At 42.4% G+C, this 19,643-nt stretch carries 20 protein-coding genes; 16 read left to right on the top strand and 4 right to left on the bottom strand.

What is annotated here, in order from left to right; genetic code table 11:
* Nucleotides 1-58 precede the first annotated feature (58 nt).
* Genes BUA17_RS14150 through BUA17_RS14130 form a run of 5 tightly spaced genes read left to right on the top strand, consistent with a single transcriptional unit; the run spans nucleotide 59 to nucleotide 4,876 of the window.
* Complete coding sequence (locus tag BUA17_RS14150) at nucleotides 59-1,006, top strand: hypothetical protein (protein ID WP_083584712.1); 948 nt, start codon at nucleotides 59-61, stop codon at nucleotides 1,004-1,006.
* Complete coding sequence (locus tag BUA17_RS14145; RefSeq protein ID WP_072734011.1) at nucleotides 1,003-1,302, top strand: lasso peptide biosynthesis PqqD family chaperone; 300 nt, start codon at nucleotides 1,003-1,005, stop codon at nucleotides 1,300-1,302. The genes BUA17_RS14150 and BUA17_RS14145 overlap by 4 nt, the downstream gene beginning before the upstream one ends.
* 3 nt (nucleotides 1,303-1,305) lie before the next feature.
* Nucleotides 1,306-1,788: a lasso peptide biosynthesis B2 protein gene (locus tag BUA17_RS14140; protein WP_063564274.1), complete on the top strand. Its 483-nt coding sequence runs from the start codon at nucleotides 1,306-1,308 to the stop codon at nucleotides 1,786-1,788.
* On the top strand, nucleotides 1,772-2,968 hold the full coding sequence (locus tag BUA17_RS14135) for a nucleotidyltransferase domain-containing protein (RefSeq protein ID WP_083584711.1): 1,197 nt from the start codon (nucleotides 1,772-1,774) through the stop codon (nucleotides 2,966-2,968). The genes BUA17_RS14140 and BUA17_RS14135 overlap by 17 nt, the downstream gene beginning before the upstream one ends.
* A gap of 3 nt (nucleotides 2,969-2,971) precedes the next feature.
* Nucleotides 2,972-4,876 carry an ABC transporter ATP-binding protein gene (locus tag BUA17_RS14130; protein WP_083584710.1) on the top strand — a complete coding sequence of 635 codons (1,905 nt, stop codon included), beginning with the start codon at nucleotides 2,972-2,974 and terminating at the stop codon, nucleotides 4,874-4,876.
* A gap of 109 nt (nucleotides 4,877-4,985) precedes the next feature.
* On the opposite strand, the gene cysC is transcribed toward BUA17_RS14130, so the two are convergent.
* Entirely contained in the window at nucleotides 4,986-5,624 is a 639-nt protein-coding gene (gene cysC / locus BUA17_RS14125; RefSeq protein ID WP_063564275.1) for an adenylyl-sulfate kinase, read from the bottom strand.
* A 148-nt stretch (nucleotides 5,625-5,772) separates the two neighbouring features.
* Between cysC and BUA17_RS14120 the strand changes: the two genes are divergently transcribed.
* Nucleotides 5,773-6,171 carry a hypothetical protein gene (locus BUA17_RS14120; RefSeq protein WP_072734010.1) on the top strand — a complete coding sequence of 133 codons (399 nt, stop codon included), beginning with the start codon at nucleotides 5,773-5,775 and terminating at the stop codon, nucleotides 6,169-6,171.
* Nucleotides 6,172-6,327: 156 nt separating this feature from the next.
* Nucleotides 6,328-7,107 carry a delta-lactam-biosynthetic de-N-acetylase gene (gene pdaA, locus BUA17_RS14115; RefSeq protein ID WP_072734009.1) on the top strand — a complete coding sequence of 260 codons (780 nt, stop codon included), beginning with the start codon at nucleotides 6,328-6,330 and terminating at the stop codon, nucleotides 7,105-7,107.
* A 135-nt stretch (nucleotides 7,108-7,242) separates the two neighbouring features.
* Here pdaA and BUA17_RS14110 read toward each other — a convergent pair whose 3' ends face one another.
* Nucleotides 7,243-8,091, bottom strand: coding sequence for a DegV family protein (locus BUA17_RS14110; protein WP_063564278.1), 849 nt, complete (start codon nucleotides 8,089-8,091; stop codon nucleotides 7,243-7,245).
* Between the two features lie 120 nt (nucleotides 8,092-8,211).
* Nucleotides 8,212-8,688 carry a hypothetical protein gene (locus BUA17_RS14105; protein ID WP_072734008.1) on the bottom strand — a complete coding sequence of 159 codons (477 nt, stop codon included), beginning with the start codon at nucleotides 8,686-8,688 and terminating at the stop codon, nucleotides 8,212-8,214.
* A 278-nt stretch (nucleotides 8,689-8,966) separates the two neighbouring features.
* Between BUA17_RS14105 and BUA17_RS14100 the strand changes: the two genes are divergently transcribed.
* Nucleotides 8,967-9,353 carry a DUF423 domain-containing protein gene (locus BUA17_RS14100; RefSeq protein WP_063564280.1) on the top strand — a complete coding sequence of 129 codons (387 nt, stop codon included), beginning with the start codon at nucleotides 8,967-8,969 and terminating at the stop codon, nucleotides 9,351-9,353.
* Nucleotides 9,354-9,502: 149 nt separating this feature from the next.
* On the opposite strand, the gene BUA17_RS14095 is transcribed toward BUA17_RS14100, so the two are convergent.
* Nucleotides 9,503-10,081: a hypothetical protein gene (locus BUA17_RS14095; RefSeq protein ID WP_072734007.1), complete on the bottom strand. Its 579-nt coding sequence runs from the start codon at nucleotides 10,079-10,081 to the stop codon at nucleotides 9,503-9,505.
* Between the two features lie 268 nt (nucleotides 10,082-10,349).
* Here BUA17_RS14095 and BUA17_RS14090 point away from each other — a divergent pair, with 268 nt between their 5' ends.
* From BUA17_RS14090 to BUA17_RS14055, 8 genes are all read left to right on the top strand, one after another.
* Nucleotides 10,350-13,085 carry an RNA dependent RNA polymerase gene (locus tag BUA17_RS14090; protein WP_072734006.1) on the top strand — a complete coding sequence of 912 codons (2,736 nt, stop codon included), beginning with the start codon at nucleotides 10,350-10,352 and terminating at the stop codon, nucleotides 13,083-13,085.
* Nucleotides 13,066-13,800, top strand: a complete 735-nt coding sequence (locus BUA17_RS14085) for a hypothetical protein (protein ID WP_072734005.1) — start codon at nucleotides 13,066-13,068, stop codon at nucleotides 13,798-13,800. The genes BUA17_RS14090 and BUA17_RS14085 overlap by 20 nt, the downstream gene beginning before the upstream one ends.
* Before the next feature lie 358 nt (nucleotides 13,801-14,158).
* Nucleotides 14,159-14,923, top strand: coding sequence for a hypothetical protein (locus BUA17_RS14080; RefSeq protein WP_072734004.1), 765 nt, complete (start codon nucleotides 14,159-14,161; stop codon nucleotides 14,921-14,923).
* Nucleotides 14,924-14,940: 17 nt separating this feature from the next.
* On the top strand, nucleotides 14,941-15,483 hold the full coding sequence (locus BUA17_RS14075) for a hypothetical protein (protein WP_072734003.1): 543 nt from the start codon (nucleotides 14,941-14,943) through the stop codon (nucleotides 15,481-15,483).
* Between the two features lie 66 nt (nucleotides 15,484-15,549).
* Nucleotides 15,550-16,170 (top strand): hypothetical protein, encoded by a 621-nt coding sequence (locus tag BUA17_RS14070; protein WP_072734002.1) that lies wholly within the window; start codon nucleotides 15,550-15,552, stop codon nucleotides 16,168-16,170.
* A gap of 32 nt (nucleotides 16,171-16,202) precedes the next feature.
* On the top strand, nucleotides 16,203-16,775 hold the full coding sequence (locus tag BUA17_RS14065; protein ID WP_072734001.1) for a hypothetical protein: 573 nt from the start codon (nucleotides 16,203-16,205) through the stop codon (nucleotides 16,773-16,775).
* 5 nt (nucleotides 16,776-16,780) lie between these two features.
* Nucleotides 16,781-17,941 carry a discoidin domain-containing protein gene (locus BUA17_RS14060; RefSeq protein WP_072734000.1) on the top strand — a complete coding sequence of 387 codons (1,161 nt, stop codon included), beginning with the start codon at nucleotides 16,781-16,783 and terminating at the stop codon, nucleotides 17,939-17,941.
* Nucleotides 17,942-17,947: 6 nt separating this feature from the next.
* Nucleotides 17,948-19,621: a hypothetical protein gene (locus tag BUA17_RS14055; RefSeq protein WP_072733999.1), complete on the top strand. Its 1,674-nt coding sequence runs from the start codon at nucleotides 17,948-17,950 to the stop codon at nucleotides 19,619-19,621.
* The last annotated feature ends 22 nt before the right edge of the window (nucleotides 19,622-19,643 follow it).

Below are 19,643 nucleotides of genomic sequence, written 5' to 3'. Positions count from 1 at the left end.
TTACGAATATAAGGGCTTTTTTTACTTACATGCAGAATTGCGAAGGAGGAGTCATTCATTGTTGCCTGTGCAGTATAAAGCGTATGGCTTGTCTTGGTTGAGCCAATTCCCAATGCCTGAACTCCAAATCGTACAGAACGATACAGATTCTCTAGCTGCCTATACGGACGTACACATTGAAATAGCTGATTTGGCGGCACAGTGGGAAGCGTGGGATGTGGGGAGTGATAACTTTGTATCCCGGAATGGCAGTCTTTTTTTTCGGATCGAAGATACAGGTCTGTTTCTCATGGAACAAGGACGCCGTATCGTGGTATCCCCTCAAGTGGGAGCAGATGACAAAAAGGTTAGATTATTTGTGCTGGGCACATGTATGGCCGTCATTATGATGCAGCGCGGCATTCTTCCGCTCCACGGAAGTGCGGTGGTCATTGATGGTTGGGCTTATGCATTTGTTGGACACTCGGGTGCAGGCAAATCCACTTTATCAGCTGCACTTGCCTCACGCGGCTTTCCACTCTTAACGGATGATGTCGTGGCACTGACATGGGATGCAGGAGGAAGAGCAATCGTATCACCGGGTTATCCGCAGCAAAAGTTATGGCAGCCTAGTCTAGACGGATTCGGCATGAAGGAACAGGATTACGCAACGGTTCATGCGGAGATTACGAAATACGCGATACCGGTTCAGCACTATTTTCATGATAGACCTGTTCCGCTTGCGGCTGTGTTTGAACTTGATCCGAAACCGGAAGAGATGCTGAAACCCGTACAGCTGAAGGAAGTTGCCGGATTGGAACGCCTTCACATGCTGTGCTCTCATACATTTCGTAGTGGACTTGTTTCCAGGCAGGGTCTGGCACAATGGCTGTTCGAGACGGTTTCACGGCTGTCCGCCGGTATTGAAGTTTTTAGAATCACGAGGTCAGGCTCTGATTTTACGGCATTTGAGATGGCTGACCGAATTACAGAATATGCGCGCAAAGGAGTGTATACGGGACAATGACAGCAACGAAGCCAATGAATGGGGAAGACCGTGTGTTGCGTAAGGAAGGCAATCTTGTCAGTGACATGGGCGGGGAAAAAGTCATGATGAGCATCCATAACGGAAAGTACTATAATCTGGGCAGCACGGGTGGACGAATCTGGGATCTAATCAGCCAAGAACGAACATTGACTGAATTGGTTGAAGTGTTAGCTTCAGAATATGAGATTGAACCAGACCTATGCCGTGAGCAGGTTGTACAATTTCTAGAGCATTTGACGCATGAAGGATTAATTGACGTTACCCGCGGAGAGTAGACCATGTTGCGAAAAATAAAAGCATATCGTTCATTGCCGCGTGAAATTCGTGGATTGGTATGGGAAGCTTATGTCCACCTTGGATGGGCACGAATACTAAAGGCGATGCCTTTTGCCAAGATTGCTCCTGGTCTCGGTACACCCATGTACGAAACGCCGATGACGGGACTCAATCGAAGTGATGTGACGACAATACGAAATATTTCTAAAGCTATACTCATTGCTAGCAGGCATACATTATGGGAGAGTCGTTGCCTTGTCATGGCAATCGCAGCGATGAAGATGCTGGAACGCCGTAAAATGGAGAGTACTCTATATATGGGTACTGCACGGAATAAACAAGGCCAAATGATGGCTCATGCATGGCTGCGAAGTGGGAAATTGATTGTGACTGGAGCAGATACAATGGACCAATATACGGTTGTCGGCGTGTTTGGCAAACGGTGTCCTGAGAAGGGAGCTGGGGAGATTGTCTACGATACATGAGTGGGAACAATATACAGCGGATTTTCCGCAGGAGCTTAAGCTGATTTTGAGTATGATTAAAGGCGATCTAACAGCAATAACCCCTGAGGACGCCCAAATACGGATGAAGGACATGGACTGGCAGCTCTTTTTGCAGCTTGCCCATCATCATCGACTGTACTCTGTACTCTATCTGAACATAAAAGAGTTGGATTCAGCGCTTATTCCCGCTTTTGTAGTGGAAAACCTGAAGCAGCAATATACAGTCAATACGTTCCGCATGTTACATCTGACAGCCGAAATGGAGCAGGTGTGTGGTGCTTTTCGTGAACGAGGCATTCGGAATATTACGCTCAAAGGGCCCGCGCTGGCACATGATTTATACGGAGATATTTCATTGCGGACCTCTAAAGATCTGGACATTCTCATTCCCTTTGATGATGTGGAGTCTGCGGAAGAGATCCTTGGATCGCTTGGTTACGAATCAAAGGAAGGCAAGAGAACACCAACTGTTGCCAGCTGGAAATGGCGGGAACATCATATCTGTTACAAACACCCGGTCAAAAGAACCCAAGTCGAGATCCATTGGCGGCTTAACCCGGATTCCGGAAGAGAAACCGATTTTGAATTATTGTGGAAACGCAGCCGATTCAGCACCTATACCCAGACGCCTGTCCGTATGCTGGAAAGGGAGGATCTGTGGGCATATTTGGTGACGCACGGCGCAAGACACGGGTGGTTCAGAATGCGCTGGTTACTGGATATCGACCAGATGATTCGCAATATGCCACTGGATGTCAAAAAAGTGGAGCGACGCCTGAAAGCAGAAGGAAGATTATCTATCGGTTCACAAGCTCTTCATCTGGCTTCGGTATTAATGGACACCCCTTTGGATGCCAATTATCTTGCTTTGTTGTCTGCTCACGAACGTGCGGGAGAGAAATTAGCCAGACGCGGCGTAGTGTTCATGAATGAGATGATTGAGAGCCCGGCAGATGTAAAGAGTTATCGTTCCTATCTGTTCGCACTGCGAAGCACAAGGCAGAAGCTGTTTTTCTTTATCGAACGTTTGTATCCGAGTACCTGGGATGTAGACCAACTACCACTTCCGCGTTCACTGCATTTTTTGTATTTTCCGTTACGTCCGTTTCTCTGGTTCTGGCGGCGAATCAAAAGGAACACGATGACGGAGAGGGGATAACGTATGATTTCGGAATTACAATTCTTTATGCGGAAACTGCATCGTGTAACGGGCCCAGTGTTATATTGGAACCTGCTGGGCATGATCTGCATCAGTCTGATGGAAGGAATAGGCATTTATATGCTCGTTCCGATGTTAAGTCTTATTGGTATTTTTGAAATGGGTTCAACAGGTCTGCACTTACCCTGGATATCTGAATTTTTAAATCGTTTTCCGGAAAATGGCCGGTTGCTGCTTGTATTGTTGACCTTTGTTCTCATTGTCTCTGGACAGGCGTGGCTACAACGTCTTCAGACGATTCGCAACACTCGAATTCAGCAGCAATTTGTTCGAACGCTGCGCATGGAAACCTATCGTGCCATCATTATGGCGCAGTGGTCTTTTTTTCTCCAAAAACGAAAATCCGATTTTAATCATATATTAACGACCGAACTCGCCCGTGTCAGTCAGGGAACGAATATTATGCTGCAAATGGCTGCTTCCTTGATCTTCACCGGCATTCAAATCGTCCTGGCCTTCTGGTTGTCTGCCAAGTTAACTACCCTTGTCTTGGTCTGCGGATTGGTACTGTTTATTGTATTGAGAAAATTCGTGAAACGAGCAAAACAGATTGGGGATCAGACGTCGGAATATTCCCAGAGCTATTATAACGGCATTACAGAGCACTTTAACGGAATCAAGGACATTAAAAGCAATATGCTTGAAAAATCACATATTAGCTGGTTTGAACGTATGTGTGGGCGGATTGAACGTAATGTGATTCAGTTCAGCCAGTTGAACAGTGGCACACAATTGATTCATCGAATATCGGCGGCTGTCATTATTGCTGCTTTTATCTATTTATCCCTGCATGTGCTCGCTGTGCCTCCGGCAAGTTTGTTGCTCATCATTCTGATCTTTTCACGGTTGTGGCCACGATTTACATCCATTCAATCCAATCTGGAGTATATGAGTTCGATGCTGCCCGCATTTCAGATTGTCAGAGAGTTACAGACTGAGACCGAGAAAAGCCGTGAGATTAGCGAAAAAACGGGTAATGCTAGTGAACCATATGATGAGGAGTCAACGATTCCCGGTCCTCGTTCGGTTAGAATGAAGGCCCAGGCCAAGCTGAATGAGCAGCAGAAAGATGGCAATATGCTACCTATTGAACCTCTGGTACTTAAGGAGTCCATCGAGTGTCAGCAAGTGAATTATCGCTACGAAGGCAGCGATACCTACTCGTTATTCGAAGCGTATGCATCCATCCCTGCGAGAGGTATGACAGCCATTGTAGGCAAGTCTGGAGCCGGGAAGAGCACGATGATTGATTTGATTATGGGACTCATACGTCCGGAGAGTGGTCAGATTTTGGTGGATGGGGTGCCGTTAACCGAGAATCGATTGTTAGCCTGGAGAAGTTCAATCGGTTATGTCTCTCAGGACCCTTTTCTGTTCCATACGAGTATTCGTGAAAATTTGCGTCTGGTAGATCCAAATGCCAGTGAGGAACAGATGTGGCAAGCACTACAGTTTTCTTCGTCTGCAGCGTTTGTCCGCAAACTTCCCCAAGGACTGGATACCATTATCGGTGATCGGGGCATCCGCCTGTCCGGCGGTGAACGTCAGCGTTTGGTGCTTGCCCGCGCCATGCTTCGGAACCCTTCTGTACTGGTATTGGATGAGGCGACGAGTGCGCTGGATAGTGAGAATGAACAGCACATTCATGAGGCTCTCGAGCGCCTGAAAGGGCATGTGACGGTTATTGTTATCGCCCACCGACTATCCACTATTCGAACAGCAGATCGAGTGATTGTATTGGATGAGGGCCGGGTTATCCAACAAGGGGGTTATCAGCAATTGTCTACTGATCCGGTAGGCACGTTCAGCAAACTGTTAAACATGCAGGCAGGTGTCGTGGGGCAATGAGTCTCTCGGTAAATCCGGAAATGAATAAAGTAAAAAGGCGCGCCATTAAAGGCAGCGCCTTTGAAGTATGTGTAGTTGGAAAGTAATTCAATCAGATTGCCATTTGCATTTAGTGAACGATGGCATTACTAACAGGTTGCGGCAGCTGAAAAGCACCAACACGTTCCAGATGCTGCACAATTTCATGCACGGCCTCTTCGATGGACAGCTCTTCGGTATCAATGATGAGTGTAGGATCTTCTGGAATATCATAAGGGGCCGAAATCCCTGTGAAATGTGGAATGGCACCGCTGCGGGCCTTTTTGTAAAGTCCCTTCGGATCACGTCGTTCGCACTCTTCGATCGAACAACGAACATAAATTTCAATGAAATCATCCGCTTCAAAGAGCTGTTTAACCATATTCCGGTCTTGTGCATCTGGCGAGATAAAGGCGGAAAGAACAAATAACCCGGCATCTACCATCAGCTTGGATACTTCACCAATTCGGCGCAGATTTTCTTGCCGATCCTCGGCTGTGAACCCAAGATCCCGATTCAGTCCATGACGTACGTTATCCCCATCAAGTACGTAACAATGAACCCCTTTTTCATAAAGGTACTGCTCCAGAGCAAATGCAAGCGAGGATTTTCCTGCGCCGGATAGGCCGGTGAACCATAAGGCACGACTGCGATGACCGTTATGTTTTTCCCTGTCCTGCCTGTTTAAGCTGGATTGCTGCCAAGTAATGTTACGCTCTTCCTTTGACATGGATATCCGCCTCTTCCTACTTATGATATGTATAATATTTTAACATATTTACAAGATTATAGCACCTTCTGAATTTGGCGGAATTTAGCGTGAATCAACGACAATTCGGGTATAGATGTAGTACATACATAGCAGGAGGAAGACCAACATGAACAATAACATACACAACATACAGGTATATTTTCAGTGCGCGGATTGCGATCAGGATATTCGGGCAATCTTTGCTCATGAGCAGGTGAGTGCGGTTCGCTGTTCAGAGTGTGGTAGAGCATACACATTGATGAAGCCTACCATTGGTGACGAGATTTTACTTGATTGGGAGCAGGAGGCTCTATATCATAAATTGCGCGCAGATCGCTCTGAGCATGATAATCATAATATGTCTGCCCTGATTATTAAAGTAATTGAGCTGCTAACCTGGCGGGATAGTGGTGATGGTCAGACACGTGCAATAGAGATGGTTAGAGAATGGTTGGCTTCCAGTGGAAAACCTCAGACCTTACTTGAATTGTTTCATCATCCCGAGCGAGACAATAAACGGTTTTAAACGGAGAAATGAGAACTGGGCTCCATGGTGTGTAAGTATGTGAAGCGATCTGTAATTGAAATTTACATACATTAGCTGTTCCTGTGGCATATTACCTGAAGGTGTTCGTGATAGGAAACGACAAACCGAATTTTTCAGGAACAGGAGCGGATAGCAATGAAGCGAATGGTTCTTTACATGCTGCTGGCTGTATTGACGTTCGGTACATTACCGGCACATACTGAAGCATCGCCAATAAATGGAGCTTATCATTTTGGCTTCAAAAAGAGCCAAAACGGCCAGTTGCCTTCCATTGATCAGGAAGGATTTAAGGAGATATTGCAGCATAATGATGCCATTTTCCTGGGGGATACAAAACAGAAAGAGCTGTATCTTACGTTTGATAACGGTTATGAAAATGGGTTTACGCCAGCTATATTGGACGTTCTGCGCGACAAGAAAGTGCCAGCTGCTTTTTTTGTTACGGGACATTATCTGAAAGACCAGCCCGAATTGGTGAAGCGAATGTCGGCTGAAGGCCATATTGTGGGTAACCACTCCTGGAGCCATCCCGATATGACCCGAGTTTCCAATGAAAAAATAAGAACAGAGCTTGATCAGGTACGTTCTGAGATCAATCGGTTAACTGGACAGCAAGCGACCTTTTTGCGGCCACCACGTGGCATTTTTAACAACCGGACGCTTGCAGAGAGCCACGCCCAAGGTTACGTTAATGTGTTTTGGTCCGTTGCCTATAAAGATTGGGATACCAAAGTGCAACGTGGGACAGAGTATGCACGTCAGCAAGTCTTGAAACAGCTTCATCCGGGAGCAGTCATTCTGCTTCACTCTGTGTCGAAGGATAACACAGAGGCGCTAGCCTCCATCATTGATGAGGCACGTAAGCAAGGATATGCGTTCAAAAGTTTGAATGACCTGAAAACAAAAAGTTATTAATGTTACATGTTTACAATAGAAAAAGGGCATCCTGAGCTACGATAGCTTGGGATGCCCTTTCTGGCTTGGTCTTTAATGGTTTCAGCAGACATGATTCTAATCATTAAGGAAACATGCTGTGTGATGAGAGGCCTTTTATAAAACCGTGTTGTAAATGATACCGATCGTTTTGGGACCACAATGACTACATATAACGCAACCAGCCGTAGTTAATTCCACTCGTGCTCCAGTCTGCTCCTGCAGAGACTTTTGCAAATCAAGCGCATCTTCCTCGGCCATGGTATGCACGACGATAACGAGATCGCGATCGATCTGTTCCTTATGGTTAAGTGTGTTTTGCAGCATTTGTTCCAGCGCCTTTTCCCGTTTGCCACGGACTTTGTAGGCAGGAGACATCTTGCCATCGGCTACCCGAATGACGGGGCGAATTTTCAGCAGACTGCCAATCAGGTTTTGCATGCCCGAGCAGCGTCCACCTTTATACAGATACTCCAACGTATCGATGACAAACTCAGTTCGCACATTTGGCTTGATGGCTTCAACGAGATGTGTAATCTCCGTCAGGCTTTGCCCTTTTTCTGCTGCATGAACTGCCTTCATCACCAGCAGGGCAATCCCGGAAGAAAGATTCAGAGAATCCACGACAGAGATGCGACCTTCCGGGAACTCGGAACTGGCCAATCTCGCATTTTGGTAAGTTGACGAAAGTTCAGAGGACAAGCTGATATATAAGATATCATACCCTTGTTCTATGTAAGGTTGAAATGCCGTCATGAAATCAGCAGGTGAAGGTGCTGCTGTTTTGGGCAGACGCCCATCCCTGCTTACACGTTCATAGAGCTGCTCCGGCTTAATTTCAGCACCGTCCTTCAGTGATTCCTCACCGAACACGACATATAAAGGGATGATACCGATATCGTGCTGCTGGATCCATGCTGGGGCCAGATCACTTGTGCTGTCCGTGAAAATTTTGATTCGTGACATGTCAATCTCCTTTGGATACGAAAATTTGGCAATAGAATGGATCAAATGGATTATGTTGAGATGAATCAGTGTTATTTCATTATCATTTTTGAAGAATGAATGTAAAGCGGATATACGCTTCTACATCATATAGATACCTGCAATAATAAGCCCTGCAAACGCCAGGATCATGGCTCCACTGAGAATGGTTCCAATAATAGCAAAGACTTTTTTTCGATTTTTGAGAATAAGCCCAATCACGCCGAGAATGATTCCGGCCAGATTAAGAATCAGACAAACTAGAATAGCCAGAGAAGCCAGAACAACTGCTGGATGTAATGCAATCTCCTCCACTTGGATCGGTGTGGTTACAACGCCAATTGAACTGTTTATAGCCATTGTGGCAATAAAAAAAGTCAGCATGTAACCAATGATTGAGACCAATCCAATCACAAAACTTGCAATACCAGGCCCGGAATGTTTCAATCGACCCATGGATGGATCTTCCAGGGAGGAAGGGGAAGGTGTAAACAGGTTGTCATGATTGGGATCTGAATAATCCGTGCCGGAACCGGATTGATAAGGATTATTGTTATTCTGTTTATTGTGATTATCCATAAATGGTATATCCCTCCCTTAATCGTGGCATGAGTGTAATTAACCTAATCCGGGTATTATGATTCTCATCAAGAGAATGAAGGCATTCCTTTTTACTTTTCCATAAAAATCGATAAAAATCAAGGTTTAACGCCAGTTTTCGTCGATTTTGAGGCAAAAGCGCAACAAAGTATATATAACCAGACATATAAATGCCTTCCGCATCGGAGCTGGCTGGTAAACACTGCAAGGATTCGCTAAAATAATAGTTGAGAGATGAATTAAGGGAGAGAAGTTAAATGCAACGGAAATGGATGATGCTTGGTGCTGTACTGACAATGCTTTCGGTAGCTATTGGTGCGTTTGGTGCACATATGCTCAAGGAAAAAATTGGTGCAGACGCCATAGCCGTGTATGAAACCGGAGTGCAGTACCACATGATACATGCAATCGCACTTCTGATTATTGGTCTTACAGCGGGCCAGCTTGGTCCGTCCACCAAGCTCAAGTGGGCAGCACGCCTGCTGTTTATCGGAATTATCATATTCTCGGGCAGTCTGTATGTACTGAGTATTTCCGGTATTAAAATATTGGGAGCCATCACGCCAATCGGCGGGGTAGCCTTTATTGTCGGATGGTTGTTATTAGCAATAGACGTATGGCAGCGGGGAAAAGATCGCTCATGATGATTTATTTACAATAGCTGGAAGTAGTTATGGAGAAATTATGATGTAGCAGTTCATTGTTACATGAATGATTATCTAAAAAAGCAACTTGCCTGGGAAATGTTATGGAATTTCCCCGTAAGTTGCTTTTTGTTTGAATGCTCATTGAGTTAAAGAAACTCATCAATTTCATTGGTCCGGAACGTATACACTTGTTTTTCATCCACATGGTAGACGCTTACAATGCTGGTATCCCGATCAAAATTCAAGATTCGGCATGGTATGCTTTGATGCCGGCCGTTCTTGTTGTTCACAACGATCCGAGTAAGACGGTTTTCTTTGATAAGGGTATCAATCCATACATCGAATGAATTTCCGTTGGTAGTGTTGGATGCTTCGGTTGAAGGAGCTTTCTGGGAAGCAGGTGTTTCGATTTCACTTTGTGGTTTGACTGGAACGGTTGAAGCCGTCGCTTGATTTGGTGAAGTGTTCTTCTGTCTTGCATTGGATTGTGATTTTTTTCTTTCTTTATGAAGAAAGGCGAATGAGTCCTTTTTGGACTGCAGAGTCACTTCAATAATTTTGCCAAGCTCTATGCCGGATTGAATCCGGAAGTCTGCAATTTGTTCCTCTTTGTTTATAAACTCCAACAGGGACTGCAGTGCCAATGCATTCGAGCGGCTCTTAATAAGAATATCGACATTGAATAAAAAGCCGATTTCTTCTTCGTTGGATAAGGTTTCTTTCATTGATCCCAGCCCCGTTAAAAGATATGTCAGCAAAAACATGCTTCAATACACTATATCATTAAAAAGGCAATAATCATAGTACTGGAGACATAGAAAATGAGCAGCTTATGTACGATTAAGATCCCCTATCATCGCCCTTATCTCAATGGAATGAATCCAAAACTCTTCTTTTTTCGTCCCATGATCATCCTGTATTCCGGCTTCATTAATCCTGGTTGTATATATAATTTAGTTAATCATTGCTAGGATGCAACAGGAGGTATCATGTATGGGACGTTCATATCAGGATCGCTTGAGGTATGTGTATAAAATTACATCTTCCAGAATTCGAAAATTGGAATACGATCTTCAGCTTACTTATCATGAAGCTACAGTTAATGGAGAACTGGCGTCTATTGGAAACAACCAGGTACTACGTTTCATCGATACGATTCGAAAACATAAACATAGAGATGTCGACATCGCCAAAATTGAGGGAGAGATCCTTCAATTAAAAGCTTTGAAGACGAATGTGCAAAATAAAAGGACGGTTAAAAGATTACATGAAGAATTAAATCAACTGAAATTCGTTAGCGATTACCTGCTGATTGTCATTGAAAACAATAAAGATTATGACCGACTAAATTCCTCCAAAGGATTCAAAGTTAATGGTAAGAAATATAAACGCTTACTGGCAACGACAGGAGGCGCTAAAAGTTCAACGGTCATTTATGTAAGTGAGGATATTCATCCGCTATTGGAGAACAGATTGAATAACGGTAGAAATCCGAATATGGAGATGATCCCGACTAAACTGGAGGCATACAAGGCATTGGCTTGTAGTACAAGCATACCCGTGTCACATCCTGAACGTTTGCTGGTAGTACATGATTGTATAACTGAATTTGAAGCCAATATCATTCAAATTGATGACACTGAATCGGAATATCCTCAAATTGAAAGCAAAAGAAATGCACCTATTCGAATGAATATGAGTGATGGGTTTGGTCTCATTTCTCCTGAATTAAGTGAACGATGGGCTAAAGAACTGGGGCATGGATATATTCCAAGTGGTTTTTGTATCCGCAATAGCTTTTGTAAAGGTATGGTATTCACGTTTGATTTCCATGAGTTTGCAGATAAAGTTTCGCATAAATATATGGTTGATGATGCATGGGGTAATTCCGTAGATATCCGTGAGGTGGATTTGATTATAACGACGTCCATGCTCAAACTTTGGAGATCATACAACAGCGTTGATGATTATCTACTATGCTGTGGTTATTATGGTTACACATTCAGCGTTACGAAAATCACACCCGAGCAGTTGGAGGATGAGCGTCATCTGAATTACCAATTTATTCAATCTCTTAAACTGAATGATGCTCAGATTAGTGAACTCATACGCCCTACGGTAGACTCCATTAAAGATGTACTTGGCGAGGATTATCGCAAAGCATTGTTATTTCTCAAGGGCGTTCATATAAACGAACAGCATTTCAGAAACAGTCCAAACGATTATATCAAAGGGTTAATGATTGATCAGCGACTCATCAATGATCCTTTTGTAAGAAATAAAATATACAAACAGATTCGGAAGCGTATGAACAAAGCTAAAATAGGCGTTCTGAGAGTTAGAGGAAATTTCAGCATCATATCCGGTGATCCGTTTACGTTATGCCAAAGTATATTTGGGATGGCACTAACAGGATTGGTAAAGTCCGGTGAGTTTTATTCAAGATACTGGATTAAGCGTGATGTTAACCGTGTGGCTTGTTTCAGAGCTCCGATGACATGTCATAACAATATCAAGGTGCTTCGTTTCGGTGATACCGACGAAATGCGACACTGGTACCGATACATGAATACCGTCACCATATTAAATTCATGGGATACAACAACTCATTCCTTGAATGGTGCAGATATGGATAGTGATCAGGTTCTGACTACAGATAATAAAGTCGTTCTAGATGCAATTCAGGAACTGGATGCAATTGTGTGTGTTCAGAAGACAGCTGCTCCCAAAATTCCGGATGAGGACGATTTGATTCAGGCCAATAAAGACAGTTTTGGAGACTTGATCGGTTTTACCACTAATAAGATTACTTCAATGTTTGATGTGCTAGCCAATTATAAAGAGGACAGTGCTGAATATCAGGAACTGATGTATCGGATTCAATGCGGTCAGCATTATCAACAAAATGCCATTGATCAGGCAAAAGGGATCGAGTGTAAAAGAATGCCTAAACATTGGTATGATATTCGGGTTGCTGCAAAGAACGAATTGGATCTGAACATCGTAGCCCATAAAAAACCGTACTTTTTCATATACAACGATCCGGAACAGAAACGGGATTATACAACGTACATGGAAAAGACCAGTCAGAAGTGCTTGCAACGGTTTGGTATGACTATGGATGAATTGCGCTCAAAGAATGAATTATCTATGGATGAAGCACAGTTTCTTACTCAATTTGAACAGAGATTGCCTGTGTCGATGGCCCCCTCTGTAATGAACCGGCTGTGTCACCAGGTTGAGAAGGTGTTTGAGGGATTAAAGTGGAAACAGGCAAATACAGCCTTTGACCCTAACATTCTGATGAGCCCCAAGAAGTATTCGCAAGCCAGATACAAAGAAATTAAACAATTATATCAGGTTCATAATGAAGAATTACGTAGCTATATGACGAACATACGTAAGAGTAAAGTGAAAAAAGATGAACGATCAGCCCAATGGCAATTGTTTGTTTCACGCTTTAAAGAGCAGGCACTGGGCATTTGCAATAACGAGGAAGATTTGTGCAATATGATTGTATCGCTATGTTATAAGAATGTTGAGAAATCAAAGCAATTTGTCTGGGACGTTTCTGGGGATCAGATTATCCGCAATTTATTGAATGCTAACGATCATATGGTTGGTTATCCAGTCAGTGACCCGCAGGGAGATATTGAATTTGGTGGGAAAACGTTCAAAATGACTACATTGAAGCTGGAGGATCTTTACAGTGAAAATCATTCTGAATGAGCGACGCCATGCCGAGCGCGCACTACAGTATGGAGAAATGGATAGAAAACCTGCGAAGACATTAGGATGTTTGGCCAAATATGGGCTTGAGCAAGGCAAAAGTGCTGACAGTACCTACGACTTATTAAATAACTTCATGACCGAGTATTATCCACACTATAATACGGTTCGTTGGGATACATTTTTGACCCGTGTAATTAAGCAGTCTCAAAAGTACATCAAATCTAGGGAAGAAGCGCATAAGAGCAAGCTGATTGAGATCAATAGCGTGTCCATTACGTATAGTGAACTTCGAAAGATCAAACAACTTAAAAGTAAACGATTAGAGAAACTAGCCTTTGTCTTGCTGGTATATAGTAAAATTAATAATTTGATCAACGAAAACGATACGTATTGGATCAACAACGATTTAAAAGAGATCTATAGTGATAGTCAAATGGCAGTAAGTAAAAAGGATCAAGGCTTACTCGTGCACAAGCTCATTCAACTAGGGTATCTCAAAGAGAGCAGGTACATTGATTCAACCAACGTACAAGTGCTGTTTGCCGTTGAGGAGGATGAAGTTGCTTTCAAACTGGTTAGGTTTGATGACTTTGTATTGGAATATTTGCGTTGGAAAGGAGAAAATATTAAAAATTGTACTGTATGCGGGAGACGAATGTTGGCGAAATCGAACCGAATGAAATATTGCAGGGAATGTAAGAGAGCCGGTTAACCCCTTTCGAATGAATGATTACGTCGCTTATAAACTGTATTTGTAAGGAAAGAAGTCATGGGTGCAGAAGACATGATTTCTTTTTTAATTTTACCAACTTAACCTCGTTAGAAAATTGCTGTAAACCTAGATGGAGCAACGCTTTGTTCTGTTTATCAAGAAATTGTTTAATGATAAGCCAGGGGCAGGTTAGGCGTTGGGGCAATTTAAAGGAGGTGTTTGTCATAACCATTCAAGAAGAGGTTTAAAGGATAGTAGATTGTGAAAGAGTCATTGAGGTATTGATTCTAAATGAACAAAGATTTGTACATAACAGGTTCAACAAAAAAATGGAACTTAACACATAGGTAGGTGAACTATGGCAAATGGAATAACTGTAGCGTATGTAGAGGCTGTAATTAGGGAAGCTCTAGACCACACTGGCACGGGACAACCTGGTGAAGGGAATGGGGCAACTGAACTCGCCATTAAGCGAGCACTCCAGGCTGCGGATGATGCCTTACATGCCGCTGAAAGGGCAAAAGAAGCTTATCAGACAACCCAGCTAGTGTACAAGAAACCGGTTGCTGATTTGCAGGAGCTGCATACGCTCTATCCTTCCCCGGACATGGGCTGGACTGTGCAGACGTATAAGGACGGAAAGAGATATCGTTATGATGGCAAGACGTGGGTTGAAATTGATGTGTTTGGTCAGAATTTGCAACCCGTTAATCCAGATCAGGATGGACTCATGAGTGCCGCTGAACATGTGAAATTAAGCGAAATTCCGCTCGAAGTTCAGGATCGGGTTATTGTATTTTGTATAGATTCACATGTATTTCCTGAGATCGTGGGAACTCTTGCTCCTTTTCCATTTAATGGTGAAATCTTAAGTGTGAAGGGGTACAGCGGTGTAGCCGGAGATACGGAAACAGAATTAAAAATTGAAAGATCCAGTAATCTCGTACACTGGGATGATGTAATGGAAAGTCCATTACTGTTCGAGGCAAATCAGCAGCGTGATAACGGTAATGCAACATTTAGAGCGAAAAAAGTGGAGGCTGGAGACGTCTTTAGAGTCAACATCACTAAAGCAGGGGCAAACATTCAACATCTCACGATTCAATTAACGATCAGAACATAAAAAGGGAGATAGATACGATGACACAACCTATTATTACATGGATGAATGCTACACACAGCAAGGAGATTACGGCGCCGTTTGACTACGGTGTCATTGATGCGGATTCCAAAAGCCGACCATACATCTTTAACGTGTGGAACAATAGAAATGGTGAGTCAGATGTGTCCAAAATGGAAGATTGCACATTTACGACTCGGGACATGAGTGGTGGTACTGGAGATACTGTAGGTAACGAAGTTGAAGTTGTTAAAAATAACTGGTTCCACGTTCAGGTCGATTCATTGAACGAGACAGACCTGGATCAAGAGAGTTCCCGAGTAGGTAAAAGCTTTTCCAAACCCATTGGAACTACTGGTAAAACAACCAAGGATTATACGGGAAAAGCTTACGCAACACCAATGGCACCAGGAGTAAAAGAAATTCTGGGTGTGAGTAACAATGGGAATCCCCAAGATGCAGCGGGAAACTACGTGACACTCTCCATCCAATGTGAAGTACCGTTAAATGCAAGAAGTGGCAAGCAACAGTTCAAGAAACGTATTTCCTATCGGTATGTGTAAGAAAGAAACACTTATGAGGACAGGCTAAATTAGCCTGTTCTTTTTAATATAAGGGGGGGGAACATTTTGATTCTAGGTAATACGCAATATACTCACTCACTTGTATCTCAAGCTTATGTATGGGTTGCTGATTATTATGATGGAACATATCTAAGTGAATTCGATTTACAAACAAAAGAATGGCATAGTTTCTATGAGATTAACAAAGACAAGCTGGTTTCTTTCGGATTATTAGGTCAAGGCTCTCAAGTTTACTATAACGTTGCAAATGGTGTCTTTCACATTAATGCCGATCGTTACTCCGTATCTTACGTATGTGAAGATCAAGAGTATCCGTTAACCGGAAGAACCTTTCTATATAATGACATCATTCAATTCAAAAATGGTTCTTCAGAAGCTAATATGAGTGGATATTCAGGAACTGCGAATTCGGGAACGTTCAGAAACACGATCGAATGTTTTAACTTTGGTTACAAAAAATCGATGAGTTTGAACGATGTTCAGATTAATTTTCAATGCGTGTGTTCCCTGCCATTAAAGGAAAATGTATATTTTCAGATGAAAATTTCTTCCAACCAGGATCTGCCTGGACGATTAGTTATTCGAAAGAACGGATTTGTAATAGATCAGATAGAAGCTCCGTTGAAGGCTAACCATGCGGGAATCATCAACTGGGATATTCGCTGATTTGAATTCGATATTATAAAGGTGGTGGGGGAATGGCAATTCAGGAAATAGCATTGAATATCGATTTATCAGTGGGGGTATTCCAAGATACAGTTTTCCAGGATCAGAAATTAAAGTTAAGGAAGCTAGGACAAGACGCAGATGGAAATCCGATATATCCTGCCTTTGGATTCTGGGAGTCTATGCCGATTCTGATTCAGGACAAGATAACTTCATTAAAAGGTATCGCTGGTACTATTGATGTTTCTGGTGGAGCCACGTACAAGCAGTATGTGAGTACATCTGAGGATGGTTTTAATTGGAGTACATATGAAGAAGCGCGTACAGATGGCACTATTCATAATGCTCCTGCAAAGTACGTCAAGTTGAAAATTGAAATTATCGCTGAGAAGAAAGACTCTAATTTTTACATAGATGATTTTAAAGTTCCGGGGAAATACAATAATAAGTTTGTTGAAAGTGAAGCTGGCTTCCTGTCTTTAAAGAGAACATACAGAGATAAGATGGATATGGTATCGAGCCCCCCTGGTGGTCTCATTGTTTCAAAAAAGATTAAAAGAACCAAGTTCAAAAAAATGGATGCGATTAAAGTGGGAAGGGGGTAAAAGAGATGCCGGCACCAGCAACGACAGGTCAATTGAGATCGAATATAAGAGATATGGAAGTTGGGGATTATATTTCATGTAGTGCTCTGCGTTCATCAGGACTATCAGCATCATTCGCATACGATATCGGTTATCCTAGAACCGATGAAATACCTTTTACTGGTTTCAATTCAATTTCAGGACAATCTGGTGGTTTTTATTTTGTAAAAGTGGATAAGGGACTTTTAATTTCTGATCGAGTCATATTTAATTCGGTTACATGGGATGCGCTGAATGCAGGGAAATTAATTGAAGGGACGTCATGGGATTCTTTTGGTTTGACACCAACAATGACTAGTAATACTGCCCCTTATGGTGTAGCAAGTGCTAGTAGTGAAATAAATAATAATCGCCTTGCATTTCAGGCTTTTGATAAAGCAAATGGGAATAAATTCTGGCAGGCAAACGCTCGCCAAGGATGGATTCAATATAGATTTTCGGAAGGGAGGGTAGTAACTAAATACATTATTACTGGAGTTGATACTGCTCAACTTACCGCTCAAGTTAATCCGAAAAGTTGGACATTTGAAGGTTCTAACGATGGAACGAGATGGGAGGTGCTTGATAATAGAGTGGATGAGACTCTGAACTCGTCCTTAGAGAAAAAAACATATGTAATTAATAATAAACAAAGTTATATTTGTTATCGTTTAAATATAACTTTGAATCATGGACATACAGACTATGTAGCATTGTCCGAGTTGGAATTGAAGGATGCAGTTGAGGGGAGATTTCGTTCACTTAGTGGTGGTGTAGCTTACGCTGATGTAAATGGGGAAAAGCTTCTAAGTGGCGACTTAGGTAATGGAGCATGGCCTATTGTTAATGAGTGGGATAAATACATAGTTAATTTTCCACTTAATAAAATTCAAGTGGGGAAGACGTTGGACGATGTATTTAATTGGTCTGTAGGAGTTAGTACTTGGTGCAAAGATACACCTGTGACTGGACTGGCGGCTATAGATGGAAGCGCAAGTAGTGCAACTTCATCTAGCAGAATGAGAAGAGGCAAAATTCAATCTAGTGCTATACAAGCCACATTAAAGCGGGTTGGATATAGCGCAACATCTTCTACGGCTAATGCAGAAATTGGTTTCCGTCCAGTATTTGAATACAGGGAGGTGTAAAAATCTATGGTAGCTATAGGAGAACAATTATCATCACCAGAAAGTGGATGGCAAAGGTGTGATGATACAAATGAAGTGATTGTCTACACGGGTACGTGGTCAACAGAAACACTTGCTGGTAACTATGGTGGAAGCGCAAAGTATACTTCAATTAATGGCTCTACTATGAGCTTCACATTCTTCGGTACAAAGCTACGAATTATTGGCGGTTTGTATAGTGGTAGAACAACAACTGCACAGGTCATTATTGATGGAGAAGTTGTAGGAACGATTAATGAAGATTCTGCGACCTCCCGGACAAAAGCTCTTGTTTTTCATTTGTCTGGGTTAACCAAAGGGAAACATTTCGTCCTGATTAAAACAATGGACACAAAAGTTCTGTTGCTTGATGCTATTGACGTTGATGAAGATGGATATTTAACCAGAACAATTGGTAGCCAACTGACTACACCAGACGTAGGTTGGAAACGGTACGACGAGACATCTGTTAAGGTTGGAGGTGCTGGATGGACTAGGACTACGGGTGCTTCTCACTGGAATGGTTCCATCTTGGAGAAACAAACACCCACTACAGATGATGTATTTACGTTTAGATTCTACGGTACAAAAATTAGGGTAATCGACTACAAAACGGCAAGTCGTGGAGACAGGACGATTATGATTGATGGACAATCATTTGTCTATAACTGTACAAGTGCATCGGCGGTTACTCAAGTCATGGTTTTTGAGAAAACTGATCTATCTTTGGGTTATCATGATGTGAAGATTTCATCTGCTAGTGGAAGCTGGTTTTCTCTCGATGCTATAGATATTGATTCTACAGGACGATTATTCCATCCAGATGAAGTAACAAATATCTCAGACCTTGAAATTGGTAAGCGAATCAGATGCAATTACGTTGTTACTACTTCTGGTAAAACTGGTGCGTTTGGAAACTTAGGCAAAGAGACTTCAAATATGCTACCTACGACACCATCAAGTGTACCTAGTGGAGATTTTTACTTCATTATGGTCGACGAATATAATGGGAAAAAGGTGCTTATAGCCGACAGGAACATTCAGTCATCGATATCGTGGGATTCTCTTAATAACGATGGTTTGATTTTTGGTGTTAATAGAGATTTTGGAGATAATAGGTTTAAAATCAATCTCAGGCTTCTAACGGGTGGAATAAATGCATCAGACAAAGATAATGATTGGGATAAATATATTGTCAGCTCTACGTTGGGTGGAAAAATAACTGCTGGCGATAACAGTGTTTGGAATTGGAGCGGAGCTACAAGCCTTACGAGTACATCAAGTGTGAACAGTGTCAATCGGATTAGAAGAGGAAGCAGTTCTGTTTCTTCCTTCGAGGCAACTGGTTCGAGCGGTTCAAATATTTATCGCCCTGTCTTGGAAATTGAATCTCTACCGATGAACAGAACATTCATTAATCATGATGGATCATATAAAAAATTCGACACTATTACTGGAAACTGGAAGACAATATCCGCAACTTTGCCTTCAGAAAACACTTTTATTAATGACGGAATGGATGATCTTTCTGTATTAGATAGGAAAAACAAAGGTTTCGTTGCGAGTATGTCTGCTAATGGTTCATTAGGATCAGGCAAGATATTTAAGGTTAGTGTCGATTTGAAAAAGTATTTTGAAATAACAAGTGTAAGTGTGAAGTAGAGCTGGGCGCTCTACTTCTTTT

Source organism: Paenibacillus sp. ov031 (genome assembly GCF_900143165.1).
Lineage (GTDB): Bacteria > Bacillota > Bacilli > Paenibacillales > Paenibacillaceae > Paenibacillus > Paenibacillus marchantiae.
Note: the sequence above shows the minus strand (reverse complement) of the source record. Positions and strands in the feature narration are given on the sequence as shown.